This is a genomic window from Flavobacterium sp. GCM10022190, assembly GCF_042656445.1.
Classification (GTDB): domain Bacteria; phylum Bacteroidota; class Bacteroidia; order Flavobacteriales; family Flavobacteriaceae; genus Flavobacterium; species Flavobacterium nitratireducens.
In genome coordinates this window covers 146,624-170,328 of sequence record NZ_JBHSOQ010000004.1, presented here as the reverse complement: position 1 = coordinate 170,328, position 23,705 = coordinate 146,624, and the positions used below count along the sequence as shown (strand labels likewise).

Sequence of the window (23,705 nt, the reverse complement as noted above, 5' to 3'; positions counted from 1 at the left end):
AGGCGGTTTTGTTTTTGGGTAGCTAACGTTTAGTCTTTTAGACTGTAAATTATTTTTTGAAAATCGGCTTTGTATTTGTCTTTGTTTTCAAGCGTGGTCCAAGAAAGTACTTTGTAAAAATGGGTTTTAGTTTCCACGATTCCTATTAGATAATAGATTTCAAGTTGGGAATCTTTGTCAAAGTAGCTCGCTTCCAATTCAGCAAAATTAATATTGTCTTTGGTTTTAAAGAGGGCTTTGGAGATAGTTCTCTTATCTTCGTCTTTTAAAAAATCATTGGCAAATTCTTCCTGAAAATCTTTTATGGTTGAATAATGTATTTCTAAAATAGCAAGATCTTCTTTGCTGTCTTCTATGGCTATCGTATAAACGTCTTTTACGGTGCTTTTGTATTGGATAGAAGCCACATCATTAAGGCCCACTGTTTTTGTCATGTAATCGGGTATGTCTAGGTAAAAAACATGCCCAGCTATTTGTTTGTTGAATTTAGTTTGTCCAAAACTAATAGAAGTTAATAATAAGAGTAAAGGAAGAAAAATGTTGCCTGCTTTCATTTTGTAGTTTTTAATTGAATTTTTTCAAATATAAGAAATTATTGAAATTTCAATTGTGTTGCATAAAAAAATCCTCAATGAGATTGAGGATTTGGTTTCGAATATATCTTATTTCTTTTTAAGGACTTTATATTGTTCGTAACAGCTACTTATTGCATCCATAACTTGGAGGTCGTTTGCGGTTTGTATGAAAGATTCCGAATAATTACATCTTTGTAGGATTTCTGGAATTTCTTTTTTGTCAATCCCAAGTAAAACAGCTAGGGTTTCACGGTCAAATTTAGATTCTAATAATGTTCTAACTGTATCGTCCTTTTTCATCTCTCGGAGTTTTTTGAGTTCTCCTGATTTTTTCCCAAAGAAATTATACAGCATATCGGCAGGATTAAAAATGGATCCTAATACTTTGCCAAAAGCGCCTGGAGAATATTCTCCTGCTTCATAGCCTAAATTAAGTCCTTTAATATTGTAACGATGGTTTTGATTAATCGGAATTGTTTTGGAATCAACCTCTAAATAGCCTGTAAGATTAAAAGGTCTAATGACAACTTCTTCTAGGGCTATTGCTTTTTCGGTCAGGAAAATTTTGGCTACTTTATTTTTGATCCAGTCATTGGTTACTTTTACTCGTAAGGATTGAAAGCCTAAAAGCGTAAAGTGTAGGGTGTCGGTAGGTTGAACATCGATTTCAAAATAGCCATTGGAATCGGTAACGGCTCCTCTTACTTTGTTGATATTGATAATGTTGGCTCCCATCAAAGGGCTTTTGGTATTGTCGTTGTATACGTAACCCGTTACTTTTTGAGAAATAGTTCCTGTTTGTGCAAAAGTATTTGCGGTTAGGAATAGAAAAAAGAAAACTACAAAATATTTCATAGACTGAATTAAAACTCTAAAAGTACTAAAACAGCTTTGAATATTTTGTAGTTTTTATTTATTATTATAAGAAAATTAACAGTAGGCTGTTAGTCTCTTCTTGGTCTTCTTGGTCTAGGCGAGTCACCAAAGCTCTCAGAACGTCTTGGTGCTCTTTCAGAAGAGCCTTCTCTTCTTGAAGAACTGCTTCTTTCGCTACGGAAACCACCTTCTCTTGGCGCTCTTTCGCTTCTAAAACCACCTTCTCTTCTTGGAGCAAAACTTCCTTCGCGTCTTCCGCCTTCACGTCTTCCACCAGAATTTCTTCCGTTGTGGTCACGTCTTCCACCACCGTCATTTTTAGAAATTTCAACATTAATACGACGTCCTTCTAATTGAACGTTGTTTAATACTTCCATTACTCTTTCAGTGTGTTCTGCATCAGTATTAAAGAAAGAGAATCCTTCTTTTACATCAACTTTGAAAACATCATCACGACCTAATTCTAAGGTTTCTTTTAGATAGTCTTTCAATGTCATCCAATCAAAGTTGTCTCTAGATCCAATATTTACAAAATATCTAGTAGCACCACCGTTGTTGTTTTCTCTTGGTGTACGATCATCTCCACGTTCGCGTCTGTCAGAACCTGAAGCTGAAATATCTCTAGTTTTCTTGTAATAATTGATGAAACGGTTAAATTCTACCGAAACCATTTTCTTGATCAATTCTTCTTTCGATAAACCTTCAAGAACATCATTGATAGCAGGTAAGTAGTTGTCAATTTCGTGATCTACCTCAGTATCTTTGATTTTGTTAGCTAGGTGTAATAATTGAATTTCGCAAATTTCGATTCCAGAAGGAATTGTTTTTTCTTCAAATTTTTGTTTGATGATTCTTTCGATAGAAGAAATTTTACGTAATTCACTTTTAGTAACAATTACAATCGAAGTTCCTAATTTTCCAGCACGACCTGTACGTCCAGAACGGTGGTTGTAAGTTTCGATTTCGTCAGGTAATTGGTAGTTTACTACGTGAGTTACGTTGTCTACGTCAATTCCACGAGCTGCAACGTCAGTAGCAACAAGCATTTGAATTTGTCTTCCTCTAAAAGATTTCATTACCCCATCGCGTTGTGCTTGAGATAAATCACCGTGTAAAGCAGCAGCACTATATCCGTCTTCAATTAATTTTTCGGCAATAGCTTGTGTATCACGTTTTGTTCTACAAAAAACTACCGAGAAAATGTCTGGATTAGCATCCGCCAAACGTTTTAAAGCTTCGTAACGGTCACGAGCATTTACTAAGTAAAATTCGTGAGAAACCGTTGCTGAACCTGAGTTTTTAGTACCAACTGTAATTTCTTGAGGATTGCTCATGAATTGTTTTCCAATTCTAGCAACCTCTGCTGGCATAGTAGCAGAAAACAACCATGTGCTTTTTTCGTCTGGGGTAGTTGAAAGGATGTTTACGATATCATCATAGAATCCCATGTTCAACATTTCGTCTGCCTCGTCAAGAATACAATAGTTAATTTGAGTAATGTTTACCAATCCTCTGTTAATCATGTCTTGCATTCTACCTGGAGTAGCCACAATAATTTGTGCTCCTCTTTTAATTTCTCTAGCTTGTTCTGTAATACTAGCCCCTCCGTAAACTGCTACCACATTAATACCTTTTTCGTATTTTGAGTAGTTTTTAAGTTCGTTGGCAATCTGTAAGCAAAGCTCGCGCGTTGGAGATAAAATTAACGCCTGTGTATTTCTGTTGTCAGCATCAATTTTTTGGATAACTGGAAAACCAAAAGCTGCCGTTTTCCCTGTCCCAGTTTGAGCCAACGCAACTAAATCTGTATCTTTTTCCAATAATAGGGGAATCGCTTTCTCCTGTACTTCCGACGGATTCTCAAATCCTAGATCTTTGATCGCCTTCAGTAACGATTCACTCAATCCTAATTGTTCAAATTTATTCATATGTATTTTTAAAATAGGGTGCAAAATTACTGCTAATAATCGATATAAACTAATGCATTACTAAGATTTAATGAATTTAATTTATTTGATTATCAGAAAGTTATGGTTTTCTAACAAAATTACACTTAGGTTTTTTTGATTTTCAAGCCATTTTACTGAGGAATTTTATAATAAAAACAAATAAAAAAGTTAGATTTAAAACATTATTTCATTTGATTTAAATAGTTTAGAAGCAATTGGGTTGCTTTTCCGCGATGACTAATTTGGTTTTTAATTTCTAAAGGTAAATCAGCAAATGTTTCTTGATATCCTTCAGGTTGAAAAATAGGGTCGTAGCCAAATCCTTGATTTCCTGATTTTTCGGTGGTGATTTCGCCTTTGGCAATTCCAGTAAACAAAAGTTGTTCACCATTCATATTAAGGGCAATTACCGTTTTGAATTGTCCTTTTCTATTTGTTGAATTGGCTAAGGCGTTGAGTACTTTGTTCATGTTATCCTCGGCATTTTTTTGTTCGCCAGCGTATCTTGCTGAGTACACGCCAGGTTCGCCGTTGAGAGCCTCAATTTCTAAGCCTGTGTCATCGGCAAAACAATTATAGCCATATTTTTCGGTTACATAATTTGCTTTAAGAATAGCATTTCCTTCAATAGTGGCTGCTGTTTCAGGAATTTCTTCTAGACATCCAATGGATTCCAAACTTAAAATTTCAATAGTATTAGGTAGTAACTGTTGGATTTCTTTGATTTTATTTTTGTTATTAGAGGCAAATACAAGTTGCATAGTAATGTTTTTAACGATTGCTGCAAATGTACAATTTTTATGCTCTTTCTTTGATGTATACTGTTTGTGGTTTTTTGCAGTATATACCATAAAATTCGATTAGGATAGCGTAATTTGATATTAATAATATTTTTGTAATACGTTAAAAATCAGTTTTTTGAAATAAATTTAGAATTATTTTGTACCTTTAATATGTGGTTTTGATTCATTACTTGTGTATGTTAATTTGGGTAGAAAAAGAAAACACAACAATCATCAGCAGCATTTAGTTAATTATAAGTTGAGATAGTAAATCAAAACCAAGTAGAGGAGGGCTTTATTGCCCTCCTTGTTTTTTTAATGCTTGATAACATTCGATAAGTTATCTGGAAAATACAAATCCGAAAGATGGGTAAATTCATCTCCTCTCATAAAAATGGAAACATCAACCTCTTCATAAGATGTTTTTCCTGCCGCAGCCAATAATTCATTTGCAGCATATAAGGTATTTTTGTGAAAATGATATACACGTTCAAATTTATCGGTAACGGATAATCCTTTCATTAGCATTTTGTCTTGAGTGGCAACACCTACAGGGCAGTTATTTGTATTGCAACGCAAGGCTTGGATACAACCGAGCGAAAACATAAAACCACGAGCGCTGTTGCACAAGTCGGCACCCAGGGCAATCGCTTTTAGAATTGCATGACCAGAAATAATTTTTCCACTGCAAATGATGCGGATGTTCTTTCTAATTCCAAAACGGATTAAAGTCTTGTTTACAAAAATCAATGAAGGTTCTAAAGGCATTCCTACGCCATCTGCAAATTCTAATGGAGCAGCTCCTGTTCCGCCTTCGGCGCCATCAACAGTAATGAAATCAGGGTAGCAATTTTGTTGGATCATTTCGTGGCAAATGGCTTCAAATTCTTCGGTTTTCCCAATACATAATTTAAATCCTATTGGTTTTCCGTTGGCTAATTCACGTAAGTGTGCAACAAATTCAATCAGACCTTTAGGCGAATTAAAAGCAGTATGGCAAGGTGGAGAAAGAATAGTAGTGTGCGGTTTTACGCCACGAATTTTTGCAATTTCTTCGGTGTTTTTTGCTGCTGGCAAAACCCCTCCATGTCCTGGTTTGGCACCCTGAGATAGTTTGATTTCAATCATTTTTACAGATGGAAGATTAGCTTTTTCTTTGAATTTTTCGGCGTCAAAATTACCTTCCTCGTTGCGACATCCAAAATAACCTGTTCCAATTTGCCAAGTGATATCACCGCCTTGCAAATGGTATTCTGTTAAACCTCCTTCGCCCGTATTGTGGTAGAAGTTGCCTTTTTGTGCGCCTTTGTTGAGTGCTATAATTGCATTTTCGCTTAGCGACCCAAAACTCATGGCAGAGATATTCAATAAGGACGCGGAATAGGGTTGGGTACAATCGGGACCACCTATTGTAACTCTCGGTAATTCTTCGTTAACGTGTGCCGGAAAAATGGAGTGTTTTACGCCTTCGTATGAAGAAGTGTTAATATCTAATTGTGTTCCAAATGGTGTGTTGGCACTAATATTTTTAGCACGTTGATAGGCTAGTGCTCTTTCGTTTCTGGAAAATGGTTTACCATCTGTAGTTCTTTCAATAAAGTATTGTTGAATTTCAGGGGCAATTTCTTCAAAAGCATACCTGAAATATCCCAAAACTGGAAAATTTCTAAGAATAGCATGTTTGTGTTGTAAACTGTTAAAAATCCCGATAATCAATAGAATGAAAATAGTGAGGGCTATTAAAAGGCTTGTTTTAAATAAAAAATGAGCGGCAAGACTTAATAACAAAAGTCCAAATCCAATAATAAAAAATTCTTTTCTCATAGTTTGAAAAATAGGTTAGTCTAAATGTAATAAGAATCTGTATTATTCAAAAATAATTTAGAAAACATTAATAAATCATGGGTTTTTTTGCTGTAAAACGTTAAAAGAAACACAATGTTAATCAGTAACTATCAATATGTTTTTTATTTTTACGCAGCCCTAAATTTTAGAACATGCAGATAGCGAGAATTTTAAATGTAAAACAAATTGTATTAAGCCTTTTTTTTCTACTTTTTTCGATAATTGGTTACTCACAATATTTTTTTAAAAAAGATCAATTACCTTATAAAGTCTCTCTTGAAAATTATACTTCCATTGCTGATGTAGGTCAGAAAAAACTAGATATTCAGTTTGTATTAAAAAATTTCGATGCATTAAAACCGGTTTCATTAAAAACCAAAGGAGATTATTTAGGATTTACTGAAAATAATTTTTGGTCTTCTACAACCATTGTCAACACTACAAATGGAGAGTTAAAATATTATTTTGAAACAGCACGTCCTATTACCAATATTGTTGAATTGTATGTTGTAAATCAGCGAACAGGAAAAATTATTAAACATATTAGTGGAGATGAAAAGAAGTTTTCACAACGAAGTTATCCACATCGAAAATGTTTATTTGATTTAGTTATTCCTCCAAATTCCCACTTAAAGTTAGTCCTGCATGTAAAAAGCGATGGAGAAGTTTTAAAATTACCATTAATTTTATATTCAACGGAGGCTTTTGTTAATGTTAACTCAACTGAACAGTTTGTATTTGGACTTTTTTATGGATTATTGTTTATTGTAGCAATCGTTTATTTTTTCTTCTTTATTGGCTTGAAGGAATTAACTTTTTTGTATTACAGCTTGTATGTTGTTTCAGTAGGACTGTTACAATTTGCTCTAGATGGTTATTTTTATCAATATATAACGCCAAGCGGAGGTTGGTTTTCAAAACATGCCGTCTTGCTGCTAGCAATTGTAGGAGCTTTTATTTCAGGACGTTATAGTGAATTGTTTTTGCAAATAAAAAAGAACAGTGAGCGCTTGTATTTGGTTTATAAAATAAGTTATATTTCCTTGGTTGCTCTTTTTTTGGTAACTGTATTTGTGCCTGCGGCATTGTTTTATTCGTATCAAATTGTCAATTTTCTTGCCCTAATCTTTTTGATAATAGTGGTGTATTCCATTAGTTATTTATTGTATTCAAAAAAAGAAGTAGATATCCTGTATGTGTTGGGGATTTTCTTTTTAATCATCGGTTTTGGAGTATTCATTCTTAATAATGTGGGAGTAATTCCTAATACATTTGTAACACAAAATAGTTCCAAAATAGGTACTGGTTTAGAAGTTATTTTCTTATCACTTTCGATGTCAAATTTGATTAGGAAATTAAAAAATGAAAAAGAAGAATTCAACCGAATAGCCTTAGTGAAATCGGAAGAAATGAACGAGTTGAAATCGTATTTTTTGTCTAATATTAGTCATGAGTTACGCACACCATTGAATGCGATTACTAATTTAATTGATAGTGTTTCGGCTGAGGTGAAGGACAAAAAGACAAAGAAAAATTGCGAAGTAATTACCTATTCGGCACAGAGTTTATTGGGATCCGTAAATGATATTTTGGATTTTTCTAAGATTGAAAAAAATGAATTAAGACTAGAGAAAAAGGAGTTCGATGTACTGAATATTTTTAGAAATGTACGCTACAATGCCAAACTTAAATCGAAAGATAAGGGTTTGAAATTCAAATTTAAAAAGCCGGAATTGACAAGTCTTGTGATTATTGGTGATGAGAATAGGTTGTTTCAGATATTGAATAATGTGTTAAATAATGCTATCAAATTTACTACAGAAGGATTGGTAGAATTCAAAGTAGAAATCGAAATGAAATCGGATACTTTGGCCAGTATTAAAATGATTGTTTCCGATACAGGTGTGGGAATTGCTAAGGAAAAGAAAGACAGTTTGTTTGATTCTTTTTCACAACATAGCATTGATAACAAACGAAAGTTTGGCGGACTTGGATTAGGATTGTACATTGTAAAAACACTGGTTGATATGCAAGGAGGACATATCGCTATTGATAGTGAATTAGGAAAAGGAACCGTGTGTACTATAATATTGGATTATGAAATTCCTGAGAAAAAAACAGTAGCAGCCCCAGTGGTTACCGAAGCAGCAGTATGTGATTTAGGTGGAAAAACCATTTTAGTTGTAGAAGATAACGCAATGAACCAAATGGTCATTAAAATGATTACTAAAAAATGGTTGAATACGGTTGTTATATATGCTAATAATGGTCAAGAAGGCTTGGACGCATTTGCTGCGAATAGAATAGATTTAGTTTTGATGGATTTGCAAATGCCAGTGATGGACGGTTATGAAGCCACTATTGCCATTAGAAACGGACAAGTAGGAGAACAAAATGCTACGATTCCTATTATAGCCGTTACTGCGGATGTAATGGAAAGTACAAAACAGCGTGTTGCCGAAATAGGGATGAATCATTATTTAACCAAACCGATCAATAAAGAGGTTTTATATCAAACGATTAAGCAATATGTTTAACTAAAAAGTAAACGAACATATACGTGTTTAATTCCTTTTTTATCCGAATCTCTTTCGTCTATTTCTAAAATGTCGGTAAGTGATTTGAGCATTGGCGTGAGTTTAGAAAAACCATAGTTTCTGGGGTCAAATTCGGGTTTTTTCTTTACTACTAGGTTTCCTACGTCACCTAGGAATGCCCAACCTGCATCATCGGCTAAGTCTTCAATGGTCGATTCAATCAGTTCAATTGTTGGTTCGTCGATTTTATTCAGCGGTTTTTGAGTTGCTTTTTCAGTAGTTTTAGTTGTAGTGGTTTTTTCAACTGTTTTTTTTGTTTCAATTACAGTTTTGGCTGCTTTTTTCTTGATAGCACCATCTAGGACTTCGAGGAAAATAAATCGGTCGCAGGCACTAATAAAGGGTTTTGGTGTTTTTTGTTCGCCAATTCCAATGACTTTCATTCCTGATTCTCTCAAACGAATAGCTAATCGGGTAAAATCACTGTCACTGGAAACAATACAAAAACCGTCTAGTTTTCCAGAATATAACAAATCCATTGCATCAATAATCAAAGCCGAATCTGAAGAATTTTTTCCGGTGGTATAACCGTATTGCTGAATAGGAGTGATGGCATGTTCTAATAAAACGCCTTTCCATCCGTTAGCGTTTGGTTTGGTCCAGTCGGCATAAATACGTTTGGTGGTAGGAGTGCCGTATTTGGCAATTTCTTCCATCATTCCTTTTACATTGCTGTACGGAACATTATCGGCATCTATAAGAACCGCTAATTTGAGTTCTTTATTGTTTTGTGACATAGCATTCTCATTTGAAAGCTAAAGGTAGTAATTCTTTGGCGTGAAATGCTTTTAAAATGTCTTTAATGTTTTGTTAATAGTGAGAATATTGTAAGCACGATTATTAATTTTTGAGCGAGTTGGAATAGTGGCGTAGCCGTTGTTATTGATTTCATGACAAGCTAGAGTCTCGCTTATAACTATTTAAGAGTTGGGTACAAGCGAGACATACAAGTTGTAAATAATCAATTATGCTTTTTTTCTTCGAGCCATATTCTGAGCAATGATACTGGCGGCAATCAATTGCAAAGCATGATAAAGCATGAGTGGCAACAACACGATACCAGTGATAGTACTTTGTTGAAACAGTACTTTTGACATGACAGTTCCGTGAACCAATGACTTTTTAGAACCACAAAACAAGACTGTAATTCGGTCTTCGTCTGAAAAGCCAAATAGACGGCTGAGAAGTCCCACACAAAGGAATACAGCAAAAAACAAGAGCATCATTCCTGTAGTGAGTCCGGCAAGTTCAAGGGCGGTGAAGCCTTCAAAAAGATGTTCGGAGAATGACTTACAAAATGAGGTGTAAATGATCGTAAGGATGATTGCCTGATCGAAATATTTGAGCTGTTTCTTATATTTTTCAGCAATGGCACCAAAACGGGAATTGAGGCTTATACCAATAACAACAGGCAGCAGAACTTGAACAATTAACTTTATAACAATGGTGCTGATATCAAAATTGCCAGTTGCAGAGGCGATAAACAGCCCCACCCAAAGTGGCGTGACTACTACTCCGATTAAACTGGAAATGCTCGCATTAAAAATCGCTGCGGGAATGTTGCCTTTGGCAATGGAAACCATAACTACAGAAGAAGATACCGTAGAAGGTAAGGCTGCGAGAAAAAAAACTCCTAGCCAAAGCAATTCAAAGCCGGCGTTGATAAACAAGGGGCGAAATGCCAAAACAATCAACGGAAAAAACAAAAAGGTTGTTAACTGGACGATAATGTGCATTTTCCAATTGGCAAGCCCCGCTTTTAGTTTTTCAACACTTAGGCGTAAGCCATAAAACAAAAAAATAAATGACACACCTACATTGGCAATTTCTTCTAATGAAACTGGTTCTTTAATCATTCCTGGCTGCGGCAAAAAATAAGCCAGTAGAATCATAGTGGCGATCATTAATAGGAAAACGTCTAAACCTACTTTACTTAATGTTTCTAATAATTTTTTCAATGTGTTTTACTATTATTCCTCCGTTGAGGCAAGATTACAAAAAAAATAACGAGCAGATAAATTTGCTATTATAAAATATCCTTAAATCGGATAGCTGTGTTATTAACGGAAATTTCTAAGCTATATGATGAATTCAATAGAATTAAATACCAAGTTCTTTGCGAATAATTTCAGCTCCTGCACTTAAAGCGTTTAACTTGCCTCTGGCTACGTTTCGCGACAATGGAGCCATTCCACAATTGGTAGAAGGATAAAGATTTTCAATAGTTACAAACTCCAAAGCTTTACGTAAAGTATCAGCGACTTCTTCAGGCGTTTCGATAGTGTTGGTTGCAACATCAATAGCACCCACCATTACTTTTTTGCCACGAACCAATTCCATTAAATGCAAAGGCACATTGGAGTTGTGACATTCTAATGACACCACATCAATTTTAGATTTTTGAATTTTTGGGAAAATTTCTTCGTATTGACGCCATTCTGACCCCAATGTTTTTTTCCAATCATTATTCGCTTGAATACCATAACCGTAGCAAATATGTACAGCTGTTTCGCAATGTAAACCTTCTATAGCTCGCTCTAATGCTGCCATTCCCCAATCGTTTACCTCATCAAAGAATACATTAAAGGCAGGTTCGTCAAACTGGATAATATCTACTCCGGCATCTTGCAGTTCTCTGGCTTCTTCGTTGAGTGCTTTTGCAAATTCCCATGCCAATTTTTCACGACTTTTATAATGGTCATCGTATAAGGTATCTACCATGGTCAGCGGACCTGGTAATGCCCATTTTATGGGTTTATTAGTTTGTTTGCGCAAAAATTTAGCGTCTTCAACAAAAACGGATTTTTGGCGTGTAATCTCGTCCACTACAATAGGAACACTCGCATCATAACGGTTACGAATTTTTACGGTTTTACGATTTTCAAAATCGACACCGCCTAAATGTTCGATAAAAGTGGTTACAAAATGTTGGCGTGTTTGTTCGCCATCACTAATGATGTCAACTCCAGCCAAAAGTTGTTCTTGCAAAGAAATACGCAAAGCATCTTGTTTTCCTTCCTGTAACTGATCACCTTCTAATTTCCAAGGGGACCAAAGTTTTTCAGGTGGCGCCAGCCAAGCAGGTTTAGGTAAACTTCCAACAATTGAGGTGGGTAATAGTATTTTTTTCATATTCGAATAAATTTGTAGTATTAATTAAAGGCTGAAATTTGCAGACCAGTTTTCCAGGATGTTTTTGTAGGGCTTAATGAAATGTTCTTCAGCATATTTACCCTGTTCTACAGCTAGTCGGCTGCGCTCTTCACGGTCATAGTCTACGCGAGTAAGTGAATAATCTTCGTGTTTAAGACTAGGTTGATAGATTTTCCCGGCTACTGAATTGGCATTGTAAATTTCAGGACGATAAATCTTCTGAAAAGTCTCCATCGTGCTGATGGAACTGATTAGTCCAAGATCAGTATAATCATTAAGTAGGTCTCCGGAATGGTAAAAAGCCATCGGTGCTACACTGTTCGGAGGCATGAAAAAACGAACTTTTAAGCCCATTTTAAAGAAATATTCATCTGTGAGCGAATATTGATCCTGCTGATATTCATAACCCAGAACCGGGTGTTGATATTCCGTGCGAGTATAGGTTTTGTTACTTGAGACACTTAAACAAATGATTGGAGATCTCTTAAAGTGTTCTTTATAAGTGGTTGAATTCACAAAGCATTTATATAATTTTCCGTGCAAATCACCATAATTTTCAGGAACACTAAAACTAGATTTATCCTTATTATAATCGGGCAATAAAATACTGAAATCATAATCACGAACATAAGAGGAATAATTATTTCCGGCAACACCTTCAATTTGCTGACCCGTCTTACGGTCAAAAATATTCGTTTTTAAAACCTCAATCATCGGCAGGTCATTAGTGCCGTCCTTATCATCGATACTCATCGTCACAGTGAGGATTTCAAGTGCTACATGGTAACGATCTCCTTTTGGGTTATCCCAATGGGCTAATGAATTGAATCGATTGTTAATCATATTCAATGCATTACGTAAGTTTTGCTGGCGATTGGCTCCTCTAGCCAGGTTTGCAAAATTGGTTGTTAAACGCGTTTTACTTGAGGGATGGTAGTTTTCATCTAAACAAGTGCTCTTTAGGGTGAAGGTAAAATCATTCTTAATTACCTTCTGGTGCTTTTCACTATCCTTCTTTTCTTTTATTCTGGAATCTTCTTGTACGTCTGTTTTCATTATGGTAGTAGGTTTTAGATTTTTTGTCTTGCAAAGTTTAATATAAAAGATGGATTTTTTTAATTACTGTTTAAAATTAGATAATATATCTATTTTTGTTATTTTTGTAGATAATTAATCTTTTAGTGCTTGTAATAATGAAAAAAACAGATAATTTCTCTTTAGAAAACATAGATATGATCGACCTGGAGTTGTTAAAAGTGCTTCAAAAAGATGCAAAATTGACGACCAAAGAAATCGCTACCCGAGTAAATTTATCTCCTACACCCGTTTATGAAAGAATTAAACGATTGGAAAAAGAAGGTTTTATAGAAAAGTACGCTGCTATTGTAAATGCTGAAAAATTGGGCTTACAATTAACTGTATTTTGTAATATCACTTTAAAGGAACATACCAAAGAAATAGGAAATAAGTTTGTAAAGGATATCGTTTCGATTAAAGAAGTGGTGGAATGTTACAATATTTCGGGCGATTATGATTTTTTACTGAAGATTATGGTTAAAGACATGAAGCATTATCAGTCTTTTGTGATTAACGATTTAGGCTCGGTGAAAAATATTGGAAGTGCGCACAGTACCTTTGTTATAGGGGTTATCAAACAAAACCATGCGGTGCCGATATAAAAAACAAGCCGTCGGATGAAACTATCTTAGATTTTTGAAGAAGGAAACCCTATTATTTCCTCAAAATTTTCTCCATTGCTTTTCCTTTGGTTAATTCGTCAATGAGTTTGTCTAGATAGCGAATTTGCTGCATCAGTGGGTTTTCGATTTCTTCTACACGATAACCACAAATAACGCCTGTAATTTTAGTAACATTCGGGTTGAGTTGTGGTGCTTCCGCAAAAAAGCTTTCGAAGTCTGTTTTGTTATCGAGTATTTTGGCTAGGCTTGTTTCGTTGTAGCCTGTTAACCAAAAAATGATAGTGTGGACTTCTTCTTTGGTTCTGCCTTTTTTCTCCGCTTTGGTAATATAATGCGGATAGACCGAAGCAAAAGCCATTTTAAAAACTTTGTGGTTGTTCATTTTCTTTCTTTAAAGCTAAATTTTCTTTTTCTAATGCCGATTGTAATTTAGGAATGGAGCTTTTGCCCAAACCATGAAGCGCTAAAAGTTCTTTTTCGCTATATTCTGCTAATTTTTCTAAAGTGGTAATTTCTTTGTTTTCTAAAGCTCTTCTGGCTGGAGCCGATAATAATGATAAAAAACCTTGGAGAGGTTTTCTCTCGGATTCACAAACAGGACAAACCGGACAGTCGCTACTTTTGAAGTATTGATGGCCTTTTTCGCAGCTTCTCAAAGTTTGTTTTGGGGTTTGTTTCATTGTTATGTTGTGTCATTTGCACGAGCGTGACGCTCGCGCTAGCTAGGGAAGTATTTATTTTAATCTTTCATTATTTCTTTAAGTAAATCTTGAGTAGATATTTGATTAGTGTCTTTTAAATGTCTAGCAATTTTATTACTTATTTCTTGGGCACCTTGCGCTCCTGAATAACCTTTAAAATCACCTTTATTACTCCAATCCCATTCTTTACCAGAATTTAGAATATCTAAAAAAGTCTGTGTGTCAAATTTACTATTAATGAGACCTCTATCAATTACTTGTGCACCCAAATAACAAATTGACCATAAACCAACTCCTCTTAAAGTTAAAAAATCTTTTGGTTTTGTCCAAGAATCAGGTGTCCACTGCTTGACTGCTTTAAAATAATTTTTTATGACTATATACTGTGCGTCTGTGTTGTCTAATCTCGATAGTTGCGTAGATTTAGAAAACATATATTGTAAACCAGTTTTAATAGCTCTTAGCGGAATGTCCACCCCAATAGGTTTTTTACCACCATCATATATTCTTTCATAGAATGGGCTATCACTATCTGTACCAAGTTTTTTTCCAATGAATAATTCAGGTTGTCTTCTTTTTAATTCTTCTTCAGGACTTAATCTAACATCTATGCCATCTAGATGGCTTGTATTCATTGGTTTTTGGTTTTTATTGATGTCTTTGAAAAGTTTAATTTCTTCTTCTCTAGTTAAGTCAAATGCTATGCAAAAAGAAACTTCTTTTTCAATTTTACTAAACACCTTTCCTTCAGTATTACCAAAGTGAAGTCTGTGATTCCCATCAACTCTTGATAAAAGGATAGCATTACTAGCTATTATTTTATTTACGTCAAATTCTAATATTCCAATTTCAGAATATTCTTCAGAAACTGGCTTGAATGATATTACACTATTATTTCGTGCGCACAAGAAAATTTCTGGCCAAAAACCAAGGTCAGTATTTTTTACATACTCATAAGCTTCTCTCGCGTGTTTAGGACTAAGGTCTCTTTGTGTTCCAGTTGGATTGTTTTTAGCATCATAAACGTCAGCTTTAGATAAATATGATAAGTCAGAAAGTTTTAAATAACCTCTGTAAACTTTTACTCCTAAAACTTTGCCCTTTATTGCTGGACATTTTATGTTTTCTAATTTAGTTTTTTTCATTTTATCTTTTTGATATTTGAATTGTTTTTTTGTTATCCTCAATTTCTAAAATTGAAAGATCAATTGCTTCCAAAATTACACAAATAGTAACAAATAATGCTTTAACTTCATTTGAACTATTAATGTTATTTTCAAAATATCTTTTTTTGGTTAATTCATAAGAGGGTTTTATTTTAATGGTCTTTTTTAGTGTATTAATGTGGTCTTTAATAGGGGATTTTCCAAGATTTAGTTCAACACTATGAGCAGATAAATTTCTTATTTTTCTAATTGTATCTAATATATCTCTAAAAGTATTATCAATAATACCTATTCTATATATTATTTTGATTCTTGATGAAAAAGTTGAAAGGGGATTGTCTCCTTTTAAGAGGTCGTCATCTTTTAAAGGGGGTTTTAGAAATTTGTTAAGAATATTATATAATTGCTCATCGATAATCGAAGAACATAAAATGATTAAAGATCTATCATTTCTTTCATCTAATATTTCGTCAACTAATTCGTCAAATTGTCTGGTGGTCATTTTTTTTAATATTTTGCACAACTTATCTATATACGATACAATCCTTCGCCAATTAACCTAATCAGGATGTATATGCGAAGTTTTGTTTCTTTTCCAAATATACTTATTTTTCTTATAAATAATTCATGCTGGTTAAGAATAGCTATTCTTTGGAGCAGGAATTTTTTAGCCCTGAGCTGTCTGCCGATAGCTAGGTGGTAAGAGCGGCATCCTTATGGTTTTTCTTAGAATCTGAAATTTTTTCAGATTAAAACCCTAAGATAGGGCTAACAGCTGGCATGACCTCTGAAAATAATTGTGCTTTCCAGCCCTTTATAAAATTTAAATAATTATTTTTGCAACCTCTTAAAATTAAAATTATTACTGGATATATTATGGTAAAAGATTTATTCGAAAGGATTCAAAGCAATAAAGGACCTTTAGGAAAATGGGCTTCACAAGCAGAAGGATATTATGTGTTTCCTAAGTTAGAAGGAGAACTAGGACCTAGAATGAAGTTTGGTGGGAAGGATATTTTGAACTGGAGTTTGAATGACTATTTAGGTTTAGCGAATCACCCTGAGGTGCGTAAAGCCGATACAGATGCAGCGATTCAATTTGGTGCAGCTTACCCAATGGGTGCTCGTATGATGAGTGGACACACTACTTACCACGAGCAATTAGAGAATGAATTGGCTGCTTTTGTAATGAAAGAATCAGCTTATTTATTGAATTTTGGATACCAAGGAATGGTTTCTATCATCGATGCTTTGGTGACTAAGAATGATATTATTGTGTATGATGTGGATTCGCACGCTTGTATTATTGACGGTGTTCGTTTGCACATGGGTAAGCGTTTTACTTACAAGCACAATGATTTAGAAAGCATGGAGAAAAACTTGCAACGTGCTACAAAAATGGCTACTGAAACAGGTGGTGGAATTTTATTTATCACTGAAGGTGTTTTTGGTATGCGTGGGCAACAAGGAAAATTGAAAGAAATTGTAGCCTTGAAAGAGAAATACAATTTCCGTCTTTTGGTTGATGATGCACACGGTTTTGGTACGCTTGGAAAAACAGGAGCTGGAGCAGGTGAGGAGCAAGGTTGTCAAGACGGAATTGATGTGTATTTTTCCACTTTTGCTAAATCAATGGCTAACATTGGGGCTTTCGTAGCGGCTGATAAAGACATTATTGATTATTTGAAATACAACTTACGTTCGCAAATGTTTGCTAAGGCGTTGCCAATGATCCAAACAATTGGTTCTTTGAAACGTTTAGAGTTATTGCGTCAATCATCTGCAATTAAAGATAAATTGTGGGAAAACGTAAATGCATTACAAAACGGATTGAAAGAAAAAGGATTTGATATTGGAGATACGAATACTTGTATTACTCCGGTATATCTTCAAGGAAGTATTCCAGAAGCAATGGTTATGGTAAACGACTTGAGAGAGAACTATGGTATTTTCTTGTCAATCGTAGTTTATCCTGTAATTCCTAAAGGGATTATCTTGCTAAGAATGATTCCTACAGCTTCTCATACTTTAGCAGATATCGAGGAAACATTAACTGCTTTTGAAGCAATCCGTGAGAAATTAGTAAACGGAACTTACAAAGCTATCGCTGAAAAAACTACTGTAGATATGGAAGCGCAAGCGTAATTGTTTACAGTTACTTATAAAAACAAAAATAGGCTATCTTTTTACAGATAGCCTATTTTTTTGTTTACAATAAACGGGAGGCGAAATTTTAAAAAGGATTGATTTTTAGAATTTCCCTGTTATATATAGATAGGTAGATATGGGTTTATTGTTTCGCTTCTGCATTTTCTCGGTATTTTGCAGTCGCTCTATTGATTTGGTATATTGTGGTGAATTTAATTTTTAAACCTGCAATTTTAATATTGTCTTTAGTTGATAAGCCTTCTTTTTCAACTGCATTTTTTCGGTTATCTAAGGCTTCGTAGATGAGTTTGATTTCATCCCAATCTTCTCTACTGTATACGGATTTATTTTGGTCAACAGTAGCTACAAAATGTTCATAAACGGCAACAATATTGCTTTTGTTAACCCATTCAAATTTCATGTCTTCGCCTACTTTTTCGGTAAAAAGACTATTTCTGAAATTTTCACGCAACATGATATCTCTTTTCGCAATTACTTTGGCTTTGAATATTTCGTATTTGCTATCTGCTTTTTTAAGTATGGAATCTAGGTTTACTTTGTTGTCTAGTTTTGCTAGGGTTTGTTTCGCTTCGTTTTTACTGTGTTCGTATTCATTTTGAATATTTACCCAATTTACGGTTGCCTTGTCCATTGCGATATCACTAATGGAGTCTACAAACACTTTGAATTGTTCCACTTTTTCATCGGCCATTTTTTGTTCTTCATTTTTGCAAGAGGCGAGTGTTACCGCTATAGCGCCTAAAACAAGAGGTAAGTTCCAGTTTTTCATACGTAATTGATTTTAAATTGATGGAATTTAATTTGGAGGCTGTCTTTTACAAGAATCAGCCTCCTTTTTAATCTAAAGGTCGAAACCATATGCTAAACGCAATGAAACTTGTCCTAGCCCTTTATCTGCTGCATTATTTCGTATGGAAGGGAAATCGGGTAAGTATTCGTAACGTAAGCTTAGATCAATATATTTAGTGGCATAACCTATACTTGGACTTAACAAAAGTGATTTGTCGTTGTAATTGTTCGTTACCGCAAATGCTGCTCCTGCTTCCCCCATAAGGTAAAATTTGTCTTTTAAAACAAAGGCTTTGAAACCTAATTTAGCAGGAATATATCCTAGGTCATTATTGTCTCCGCTAACAAATAAATTGTTGAATCCAGTAGTTGCGGTTAGGGAGTATTTTTTTGATAAGTCGTATTGCAAACGAACATCTCCACCTACATTTAGATTGTAGGGATCTTCAAAAGGGTAACCTACACTGGCACCTACTCCCATTTTGAATTTTTGTTCGTAATCATCGCCTTTAATATCTTGAGCCATTGCTGAGGTAGCACCTAGGGTTAAAAAAGCTAGGATAGCTCCCGTTATAATTGTTTTTTTCATGATTTCTTTTTTTGAGTTTTACGTTAACCAATAGTGGTTTTTCGAATTAGCCTTAGTTTTTCTTTGCTACTTCGTTTTCTAATTTTGTTTTTCCTTCTTGAAGAAATGTGTGCGTATCATCAGAAATCGATTTGTATTTGCTATCGATTTTTTGAATCAAGTTGTCAAAGTCTTCTTTTGCGCTTTCTTTCAAAGCTTTTGATTTTTCGGCAATTCTTCTTCTTGTTTTCTTTCCACTACTTGGAGCAAATAAAATTCCTAAAATGGCTCCTGCGGCTAAACCTCCAATTGTTCCTAATATTACTTTGTTCGGTTTCATAATTTTATAGATTTAAGGGTTATTATTATTTTAAAGTTCTTTTCCTTTTATAATGCGCATCAGGACTGCGATTGCAGCAATTAATAATAAGATGTGTATTAAACTTCCGATGCTGTATATAAAAAATCCTAGTGCCCAAAATATTACTAATAATACTGCGGCGAGATATAGTATGTTTCCCATGATTGTCGTTTTTTAAATTGTTATTTAGAGTCTGAAACCTACATACAAACTCAATGCGCTATTTTTGGAATCAGGGAAAGTATAGGTGCTTCCTCCAAAATTTCGTTCTTTACCAATGGTTTGTAAACCATAATTATATCGAATTCCTAAAGTAGTTGAGTCAAAGTCAAATCCAATCCCTCCAGAAAGTCCATAATCCCATTTGTTTAAGTCATCATTGTTGATGTTTTCTTCAAAATTGAAGGAACCATCAGAGCTTTCGTTTGTAGCTTGTCCGTCAATTAAATAAGCTGCATAAGGACCAAAATGAATGTTGAAATTAGGAGTGACATTTAGTTTTAACAAAACGGGCATTTCCAGGTAATTCAGTTTTAATTTTGTTGTTCCTGTTGCAAATGCATTGTCATACACTAATTCAGAACCTTTTCGGGAGAAATTAATTTCAGGTTGAATTGAAACGGAGGATGAAACGGGAAGATTAGCATAAAGACCGGCATTAAAACTGCTTAATACATTGTTGTCGTTTACATCTTCAGTGTATAGATTCGTAAAATTGAGTCCTCCTTTAATACCTGCTGAAGGAGTTAGGGTTTGCGCTTTTGCAAAATGTATCAAAGATAGGCTTAGTATTCCTGCAAATAATAATCTTTTCATGGCTGTCTATTTTAAGTTATTTAATGTGATTTATTAGTAGTTCTAATTCTACATTACAAAGATGCAACTGCTTTATATTAAAAATGTTACAGGATATTTTGAGACTTTTATAGAATTGCCATTTCGTTTTTTTGAGCAAAAAAAAACACCCATTACGGGTGTTTTAAGTGGATATATATGTAGGGTTTATTGGGGCCTATTTTTGTTCTTTTTTAATAGTAGCAATATTTTTTTCGATGCTAATAATGCCTTTATTGGTTAAATCTAGTAAGTCTTTATTATAGGTTGAAGAGGCAATTTTTTTGAAAAGTTCTAATTCGGAAGTTAGGGAATTGTTTATTTTTTGTAAGTACTTATCGATGCTACTTTCGCTAATGAAATCCTTCAATGTATTTGTGTCATATAAGATGTTAGGAATGATGATGAAGTTTTCTTTTGCTATTTTTCTAATTTGATTTTTAAGTTGATTGTGGTCTTTTTCAATCTCTTGAAGAATCATTCTTGTATTTTTAGGTACTTTTAATTCCAGTGCTTTTTGTGTTATTGCTACCACTTTCAAATTAGATTCGGCCATTTGTGTGAGTACCAGTTCGCTTACTTGAGTATTCTCTTTGGTTTTTGGTTCGCTTCTTAATTCTTCGGTTGTATCAGTTGCTGGGGCTTCTTTTGCTTTTTGTTCGCAAGAGACTATTGAAAGGCAACAAGTGTAAAACAGCAGTAAAAAAAGAAGTTGTTTTATGTTGTGTAATGCGCTCATTTCTTGAGTTTTGTGTAAAAGTAAAAATTAGTATGCTATTTATTTTATATGATTATTTGAGATTGTTATATAATTTCATTTAAGCAGGCAGATAGACTTCAAAAACTGCTCCTTCGTTTGGCTTTCCTTTCGCGAAAATTTGTCCTTTATGGTTCTCTACAATTTTTTTACATATTGCAAGTCCCACGCCAGTTCCTGGATAGTCTTTTTTGCCATGTAGTCTATTGAAAAGTAAAAATATTTTATCGGCATATATTTGTTCAAAACCTAAACCGTTATCTTTAAAAACAATCTTTATGTATTCTTTTTTAGAGCTATCATTGAGTTTAGGCGTTTTTGATGCTTTTACTTTTTTGGTCGTAATTGTTATTATTGGGGCTACTTCTTCCTTAGCATATTTTAAAGAATTCCCAATGAGGTTGATAAACAGTTGTTCCAACTGAAATGGAATCCCTTGAACTTGATGTAATTTTTCAAAGTTTATTTGTGCCTTTTTCTCCTTGATGTTTTCCGATAGTTCACTTATTGCATTTGAGGCAATAGTATTCAAATCAGTGTTTTCAAATATTTTTTCGGAACGACTCGTTCTAGAGTATTGCAATAAATCGTCAATTAGAATACGCATTCTGTTAGATGCTTCTTGTATTCTTTCAAAGTAATTTTGGGCACTGGTAGAAAGTGACGCTTTTTCTTTGTCTTCAATTCTAGAAATGAAAGTTTGAATTTTTCGAAGTGGTTCCTGCAAGTCATGACTAGCCACATGGTTAAACTCCATCAGCTCTTTGTTGTTTTGCTCTAATTCTTTATTTCTCAGTTCGATTAATTCCGTTTTGTGGTAATCATCGGTAATGTCTTGTGTGGTTCCAATCATTTTTTTATTGCCTAAATGATCGGTAAAAATTTTTGCAGTCGTTCTAAAATGACGTATTTCTTGCGTGTCCTTTTTGATGATACGATAATGAATTAAAGGTAGTAACTCCGTTTTTTCTACTTGGTTAAAAGCCTGATTGAGTAATTCTTTATCTTCCGGGTGAATGTACTCTAACAGGTTTTCAAAAGTAGGATTGTAAGACGTAGGTAAACAGCCTAATAATCGAAATTGATTATCCGAATAATTAAAGGTTTTGTCTTCAATATTTAGTAGCCAACTGCCGTATTTACCAAGGATTTCGGCCTGTTTACTAGATTCATCAAATATCTTTAGTTGGATATTTTGGTTAATTAAGTCTTTGTAGTTTTTTATAATTCGTAAATAACCTAAACCTAAAATTAGAATCGAAATCAAGAAGGTCGAAAACACAATCAAAGGCGTATTGGAGTTATTGTATTTATAAAGTTTGCCTTTAGAATCAAGTAATTTGTTTTCTTCGCTGAGCATGTTATTGAGTTCAATTCTCAACGAATCCATTACTAACTTGCCTTCTCTAAAATCGTTATTGAATTCGGTTTTATCAATAAAACGATTTTTAAAATACGAAAAACGTTTGTCTACTAAATCGTAAATTCGATTGAGTTCTTCCTGCTTTTTAGGATTTTTTTCTATTATGATGTTTAGGTTTTGGAAAGACTGATTTACGTTTTTTCTGGCATTGATAAACGGCTCTAAGTAGAGCGAATCTTTTGTGATTATATAACCACGATGGCCTGTTTCGGCATCTTTAATATAAGAGATAAGATTGCCTAATTCTAAAGAAATTTCATAAGTGTTAGAGATGGAGTCACTTATTTTATCTAATTCTTTAATGTGTCTATAAGTGACAGATGCTAAAAAAATTAAAATAAAAAAGGCGACTAAAAATAATGCTCTAATAAAGCTTATCGAATCTAAAAACTTAGGTTTGAACATAGTTTACATGCGTAATAAAAAATTGTCTTTATCTAATCCCGAAGTAATATATTGCCAGTTTATGGTAACTACTTCGGATAAAACTTCTTTTAGTTTGCCAAAATTATTGGGTTTCTTAATGTAAATATTGGCTCCCAAAACAAAAGTGTTTTCGATGTCCTCTTCGGAAGATGATGTCGAATAGATGGCAATAACAATATCTTTAAATTTGGGATTGGCTTTGATTTCTTTTAAACATTCGATACCTGATTTTAAAGGCATATTTAAGTCTAAGAAAATAATGTTTGGTAAAACCGTCTCAGGATGGTTTAGAAAGTCCATTAGTGCAACTCCGTCATTTACTGTATTAACAACCGTGTTGATTTTTAATTCTTCGAAGGCATCTGTAAAGAACATTCTGTCGTCTTCGTCGTCATCAGCAAGCGTAATTATGATGAAATCTTTTTGCATATCCTTATGAGGTTTAGTTTATTTTTTGAGTGCTTATTTCACTTCTTTTTTTAATAATGCGTTGGAATGCCGATGGCGTAATTCCTGTGGTGTTTTTAAATTGCGAACTCAAATGAGCTACACTTGAGTAATTGAGTTTAAAAGCTATTTCGGTGAGTGTCAAATCTTGTTGTGTGATGAGTTTCTTGACATATTCAATTTTTTGAATAATGATAAAATTCTCAATTGACGTATAGGTAACCTCCGAGAAAAGATTGGAAAGATAGCCGTAACTATGGTCTAGTTTTTCGGCTAAATACACAGAACTTTTAACAGCAGGAGCATTTTCGTTAAAAATCATTTCAATAATTGTTTCTTTGATTTTTTGAACGATAATATTTTTTTGATTTTCTATGATTTCAAATCCATAGTCGTTAAGCAACGCTGTTATTTTTTCATAGGTGGCTGTTTCTATGTTTTCTAAAAATAAAATTTCATTGCTGTTTACAATAGAATATTTGACGTTAAATACATCTAATTTCTCTTCTAAAATCTTCTTAATTAGAAAATTGGTGTCTGTTTTTAAAAATAGTTTCAAGTTTATTGATTTAGGTTTTTAGTAAAAG

25 protein-coding genes are annotated in these 23,705 nt (G+C 33.9%); 3 read left to right on the top strand and 22 right to left on the bottom strand.

Going from position 1 to position 23,705, the window contains the following annotated elements; translation table 11 throughout:
- Window positions 1-29: 29 nt before the first annotated feature.
- The 5 genes from ACFPTQ_RS13955 to ACFPTQ_RS13935 form a co-directional block, all read right to left on the bottom strand.
- On the bottom strand, window positions 30-554 hold the full coding sequence (locus ACFPTQ_RS13955) for a hypothetical protein (RefSeq protein ID WP_379778212.1): 525 nt from the start codon (window positions 552-554) through the stop codon (window positions 30-32).
- Between the two features lie 108 nt (window positions 555-662).
- Window positions 663-1,430, bottom strand: coding sequence for a carboxypeptidase-like regulatory domain-containing protein (locus ACFPTQ_RS13950; protein WP_379778210.1), 768 nt, complete (start codon window positions 1,428-1,430; stop codon window positions 663-665).
- An 89-nt stretch (window positions 1,431-1,519) separates the two neighbouring features.
- On the bottom strand, window positions 1,520-3,379 hold the full coding sequence (locus ACFPTQ_RS13945) for a DEAD/DEAH box helicase (RefSeq protein ID WP_379778208.1): 1,860 nt from the start codon (window positions 3,377-3,379) through the stop codon (window positions 1,520-1,522).
- Between the two features lie 203 nt (window positions 3,380-3,582).
- Entirely contained in the window at window positions 3,583-4,161 is a 579-nt protein-coding gene (locus ACFPTQ_RS13940) for a non-canonical purine NTP diphosphatase (protein ID WP_278036484.1), read from the bottom strand.
- 336 nt (window positions 4,162-4,497) lie between these two features.
- On the bottom strand, window positions 4,498-6,006 hold the full coding sequence (locus ACFPTQ_RS13935) for an FMN-binding glutamate synthase family protein (RefSeq protein ID WP_379778206.1): 1,509 nt from the start codon (window positions 6,004-6,006) through the stop codon (window positions 4,498-4,500).
- Window positions 6,007-6,179: 173 nt separating this feature from the next.
- Here ACFPTQ_RS13935 and ACFPTQ_RS13930 point away from each other — a divergent pair, with 173 nt between their 5' ends.
- On the top strand, window positions 6,180-8,564 hold the full coding sequence (locus tag ACFPTQ_RS13930; protein ID WP_379778204.1) for a hybrid sensor histidine kinase/response regulator: 2,385 nt from the start codon (window positions 6,180-6,182) through the stop codon (window positions 8,562-8,564).
- On the opposite strand, the gene ACFPTQ_RS13925 is transcribed toward ACFPTQ_RS13930, so the two are convergent.
- The 4 genes from ACFPTQ_RS13925 to ACFPTQ_RS13910 all read right to left on the bottom strand — a co-directional run bounded on the left by ACFPTQ_RS13925 (window position 8,561) and on the right by ACFPTQ_RS13910 (window position 12,833).
- Window positions 8,561-9,361: an NYN domain-containing protein gene (locus ACFPTQ_RS13925; protein WP_379778202.1), complete on the bottom strand. Its 801-nt coding sequence runs from the start codon at window positions 9,359-9,361 to the stop codon at window positions 8,561-8,563. The genes ACFPTQ_RS13930 and ACFPTQ_RS13925 overlap by 4 nt on opposite strands.
- A 228-nt stretch (window positions 9,362-9,589) precedes the next feature.
- Window positions 9,590-10,582, bottom strand: coding sequence for a bile acid:sodium symporter family protein (locus tag ACFPTQ_RS13920; protein ID WP_379778200.1), 993 nt, complete (start codon window positions 10,580-10,582; stop codon window positions 9,590-9,592).
- Window positions 10,583-10,724: 142 nt separating this feature from the next.
- Window positions 10,725-11,756, bottom strand: a complete 1,032-nt coding sequence (locus ACFPTQ_RS13915) for a methionine synthase (protein ID WP_379778198.1) — start codon at window positions 11,754-11,756, stop codon at window positions 10,725-10,727.
- A 24-nt stretch (window positions 11,757-11,780) separates the two neighbouring features.
- A complete protein-coding gene (locus tag ACFPTQ_RS13910; protein ID WP_379778196.1) occupies window positions 11,781-12,833 on the bottom strand; it encodes a DUF1852 domain-containing protein in 1,053 nt (350 codons plus the stop codon).
- Between the two features lie 137 nt (window positions 12,834-12,970).
- Here ACFPTQ_RS13910 and ACFPTQ_RS13905 point away from each other — a divergent pair, with 137 nt between their 5' ends.
- On the top strand, window positions 12,971-13,456 hold the full coding sequence (locus tag ACFPTQ_RS13905; protein ID WP_379778194.1) for an Lrp/AsnC family transcriptional regulator: 486 nt from the start codon (window positions 12,971-12,973) through the stop codon (window positions 13,454-13,456).
- Window positions 13,457-13,508: 52 nt separating this feature from the next.
- Here the strand turns inward: ACFPTQ_RS13905 and ACFPTQ_RS13900 are convergent, their stop codons facing one another.
- The 4 genes from ACFPTQ_RS13900 to ACFPTQ_RS13885 are packed head-to-tail and all read right to left on the bottom strand — an operon-like array spanning window position 13,509 to window position 15,846.
- A complete protein-coding gene (locus ACFPTQ_RS13900) occupies window positions 13,509-13,859 on the bottom strand; it encodes a DUF2200 domain-containing protein (RefSeq protein WP_379778192.1) in 351 nt (116 codons plus the stop codon).
- Entirely contained in the window at window positions 13,837-14,157 is a 321-nt protein-coding gene (locus ACFPTQ_RS13895; RefSeq protein ID WP_379778190.1) for a DNA-directed RNA polymerase subunit alpha C-terminal domain-containing protein, read from the bottom strand. The genes ACFPTQ_RS13900 and ACFPTQ_RS13895 overlap by 23 nt, the downstream gene beginning before the upstream one ends.
- Before the next feature lie 59 nt (window positions 14,158-14,216).
- On the bottom strand, window positions 14,217-15,323 hold the full coding sequence (locus ACFPTQ_RS13890) for a DGQHR domain-containing protein (RefSeq protein ID WP_379778188.1): 1,107 nt from the start codon (window positions 15,321-15,323) through the stop codon (window positions 14,217-14,219).
- Window position 15,324: 1 nt separating this feature from the next.
- Window positions 15,325-15,846, bottom strand: coding sequence for an MltR family transcriptional regulator (locus tag ACFPTQ_RS13885; protein ID WP_379778186.1), 522 nt, complete (start codon window positions 15,844-15,846; stop codon window positions 15,325-15,327).
- A 374-nt stretch (window positions 15,847-16,220) separates the two neighbouring features.
- Here ACFPTQ_RS13885 and ACFPTQ_RS13880 point away from each other — a divergent pair, with 374 nt between their 5' ends.
- The gene (locus ACFPTQ_RS13880) at window positions 16,221-17,489 is read left to right on the top strand and encodes an aminotransferase class I/II-fold pyridoxal phosphate-dependent enzyme (protein ID WP_379778279.1); all 1,269 of its coding nucleotides are present in this window, start codon (window positions 16,221-16,223) and stop codon (window positions 17,487-17,489) included.
- A 145-nt stretch (window positions 17,490-17,634) separates the two neighbouring features.
- On the opposite strand, the gene ACFPTQ_RS13875 is transcribed toward ACFPTQ_RS13880, so the two are convergent.
- From ACFPTQ_RS13875 to ACFPTQ_RS13835, 9 genes are all read right to left on the bottom strand, one after another.
- Complete coding sequence (locus ACFPTQ_RS13875; protein WP_379778184.1) at window positions 17,635-18,282, bottom strand: hypothetical protein; 648 nt, start codon at window positions 18,280-18,282, stop codon at window positions 17,635-17,637.
- A gap of 72 nt (window positions 18,283-18,354) precedes the next feature.
- Window positions 18,355-18,891: a hypothetical protein gene (locus ACFPTQ_RS13870; protein ID WP_379778182.1), complete on the bottom strand. Its 537-nt coding sequence runs from the start codon at window positions 18,889-18,891 to the stop codon at window positions 18,355-18,357.
- A gap of 52 nt (window positions 18,892-18,943) precedes the next feature.
- The gene (locus ACFPTQ_RS13865; RefSeq protein ID WP_379778180.1) at window positions 18,944-19,210 is read right to left on the bottom strand and encodes a YtxH domain-containing protein; all 267 of its coding nucleotides are present in this window, start codon (window positions 19,208-19,210) and stop codon (window positions 18,944-18,946) included.
- 30 nt (window positions 19,211-19,240) lie between these two features.
- Window positions 19,241-19,393, bottom strand: coding sequence for a lmo0937 family membrane protein (locus ACFPTQ_RS13860; RefSeq protein WP_379778178.1), 153 nt, complete (start codon window positions 19,391-19,393; stop codon window positions 19,241-19,243).
- A gap of 24 nt (window positions 19,394-19,417) precedes the next feature.
- The gene (locus ACFPTQ_RS13855; RefSeq protein ID WP_278036222.1) at window positions 19,418-20,047 is read right to left on the bottom strand and encodes a porin family protein; all 630 of its coding nucleotides are present in this window, start codon (window positions 20,045-20,047) and stop codon (window positions 19,418-19,420) included.
- A 196-nt stretch (window positions 20,048-20,243) separates the two neighbouring features.
- Window positions 20,244-20,804, bottom strand: coding sequence for a hypothetical protein (locus tag ACFPTQ_RS13850; RefSeq protein ID WP_379778175.1), 561 nt, complete (start codon window positions 20,802-20,804; stop codon window positions 20,244-20,246).
- 79 nt (window positions 20,805-20,883) lie between these two features.
- Window positions 20,884-22,650 (bottom strand): CHASE3 domain-containing protein, encoded by a 1,767-nt coding sequence (locus tag ACFPTQ_RS13845; RefSeq protein ID WP_379778173.1) that lies wholly within the window; start codon window positions 22,648-22,650, stop codon window positions 20,884-20,886.
- A 3-nt stretch (window positions 22,651-22,653) separates the two neighbouring features.
- Window positions 22,654-23,100, bottom strand: a complete 447-nt coding sequence (locus tag ACFPTQ_RS13840) for a response regulator (protein ID WP_278036219.1) — start codon at window positions 23,098-23,100, stop codon at window positions 22,654-22,656.
- Window positions 23,101-23,113: 13 nt separating this feature from the next.
- A complete protein-coding gene (locus tag ACFPTQ_RS13835) occupies window positions 23,114-23,677 on the bottom strand; it encodes a helix-turn-helix domain-containing protein (protein ID WP_379778171.1) in 564 nt (187 codons plus the stop codon).
- Window positions 23,678-23,705 lie beyond the last annotated feature (28 nt).

Bases quoted from the DNA above. Each gene is read 5' to 3' on its own strand.
- ACFPTQ_RS13895 (WP_379778190.1), bottom strand. From the start codon at position 14,157: ATGAAACAAACCCCAAAACAAACTTTGAGAAGCTGCGAAAAAGGCCAT.
- ACFPTQ_RS13880 (WP_379778279.1), top strand. From the start codon at position 16,221: ATGGTAAAAGATTTATTCGAAAGGATTCAAAGCAATAAAGGACCTTTA.
- ACFPTQ_RS13885 (WP_379778186.1), bottom strand. From the start codon at position 15,846: ATGACCACCAGACAATTTGACGAATTAGTTGACGAAATATTAGATGAA.
- ACFPTQ_RS13855 (WP_278036222.1), bottom strand. From the start codon at position 20,047: ATGAAAAGATTATTATTTGCAGGAATACTAAGCCTATCTTTGATACAT.
- ACFPTQ_RS13865 (WP_379778180.1), bottom strand. From the start codon at position 19,210: ATGAAACCGAACAAAGTAATATTAGGAACAATTGGAGGTTTAGCCGCA.
- ACFPTQ_RS13910 (WP_379778196.1), bottom strand. From the start codon at position 12,833: ATGAAAACAGACGTACAAGAAGATTCCAGAATAAAAGAAAAGAAGGAT.
- ACFPTQ_RS13845 (WP_379778173.1), bottom strand. From the start codon at position 22,650: ATGTTCAAACCTAAGTTTTTAGATTCGATAAGCTTTATTAGAGCATTA.
- ACFPTQ_RS13900 (WP_379778192.1), bottom strand. From the start codon at position 13,859: ATGAACAACCACAAAGTTTTTAAAATGGCTTTTGCTTCGGTCTATCCG.
- ACFPTQ_RS13860 (WP_379778178.1), bottom strand. From the start codon at position 19,393: ATGGGAAACATACTATATCTCGCCGCAGTATTATTAGTAATATTTTGG.
- ACFPTQ_RS13915 (WP_379778198.1), bottom strand. From the start codon at position 11,756: ATGAAAAAAATACTATTACCCACCTCAATTGTTGGAAGTTTACCTAAA.
- ACFPTQ_RS13925 (WP_379778202.1), bottom strand. From the start codon at position 9,361: ATGTCACAAAACAATAAAGAACTCAAATTAGCGGTTCTTATAGATGCC.
- ACFPTQ_RS13950 (WP_379778210.1), bottom strand. From the start codon at position 1,430: ATGAAATATTTTGTAGTTTTCTTTTTTCTATTCCTAACCGCAAATACT.
- ACFPTQ_RS13840 (WP_278036219.1), bottom strand. From the start codon at position 23,100: ATGCAAAAAGATTTCATCATAATTACGCTTGCTGATGACGACGAAGAC.
- ACFPTQ_RS13930 (WP_379778204.1), top strand. From the start codon at position 6,180: ATGCAGATAGCGAGAATTTTAAATGTAAAACAAATTGTATTAAGCCTT.
- ACFPTQ_RS13875 (WP_379778184.1), bottom strand. From the start codon at position 18,282: ATGAAAAACTGGAACTTACCTCTTGTTTTAGGCGCTATAGCGGTAACA.
- ACFPTQ_RS13905 (WP_379778194.1), top strand. From the start codon at position 12,971: ATGAAAAAAACAGATAATTTCTCTTTAGAAAACATAGATATGATCGAC.
- ACFPTQ_RS13870 (WP_379778182.1), bottom strand. From the start codon at position 18,891: ATGAAAAAAACAATTATAACGGGAGCTATCCTAGCTTTTTTAACCCTA.
- ACFPTQ_RS13940 (WP_278036484.1), bottom strand. From the start codon at position 4,161: ATGCAACTTGTATTTGCCTCTAATAACAAAAATAAAATCAAAGAAATC.
- ACFPTQ_RS13935 (WP_379778206.1), bottom strand. From the start codon at position 6,006: ATGAGAAAAGAATTTTTTATTATTGGATTTGGACTTTTGTTATTAAGT.
- ACFPTQ_RS13955 (WP_379778212.1), bottom strand. From the start codon at position 554: ATGAAAGCAGGCAACATTTTTCTTCCTTTACTCTTATTATTAACTTCT.
- ACFPTQ_RS13890 (WP_379778188.1), bottom strand. From the start codon at position 15,323: ATGAAAAAAACTAAATTAGAAAACATAAAATGTCCAGCAATAAAGGGC.
- ACFPTQ_RS13850 (WP_379778175.1), bottom strand. From the start codon at position 20,804: ATGAGCGCATTACACAACATAAAACAACTTCTTTTTTTACTGCTGTTT.
- ACFPTQ_RS13945 (WP_379778208.1), bottom strand. From the start codon at position 3,379: ATGAATAAATTTGAACAATTAGGATTGAGTGAATCGTTACTGAAGGCG.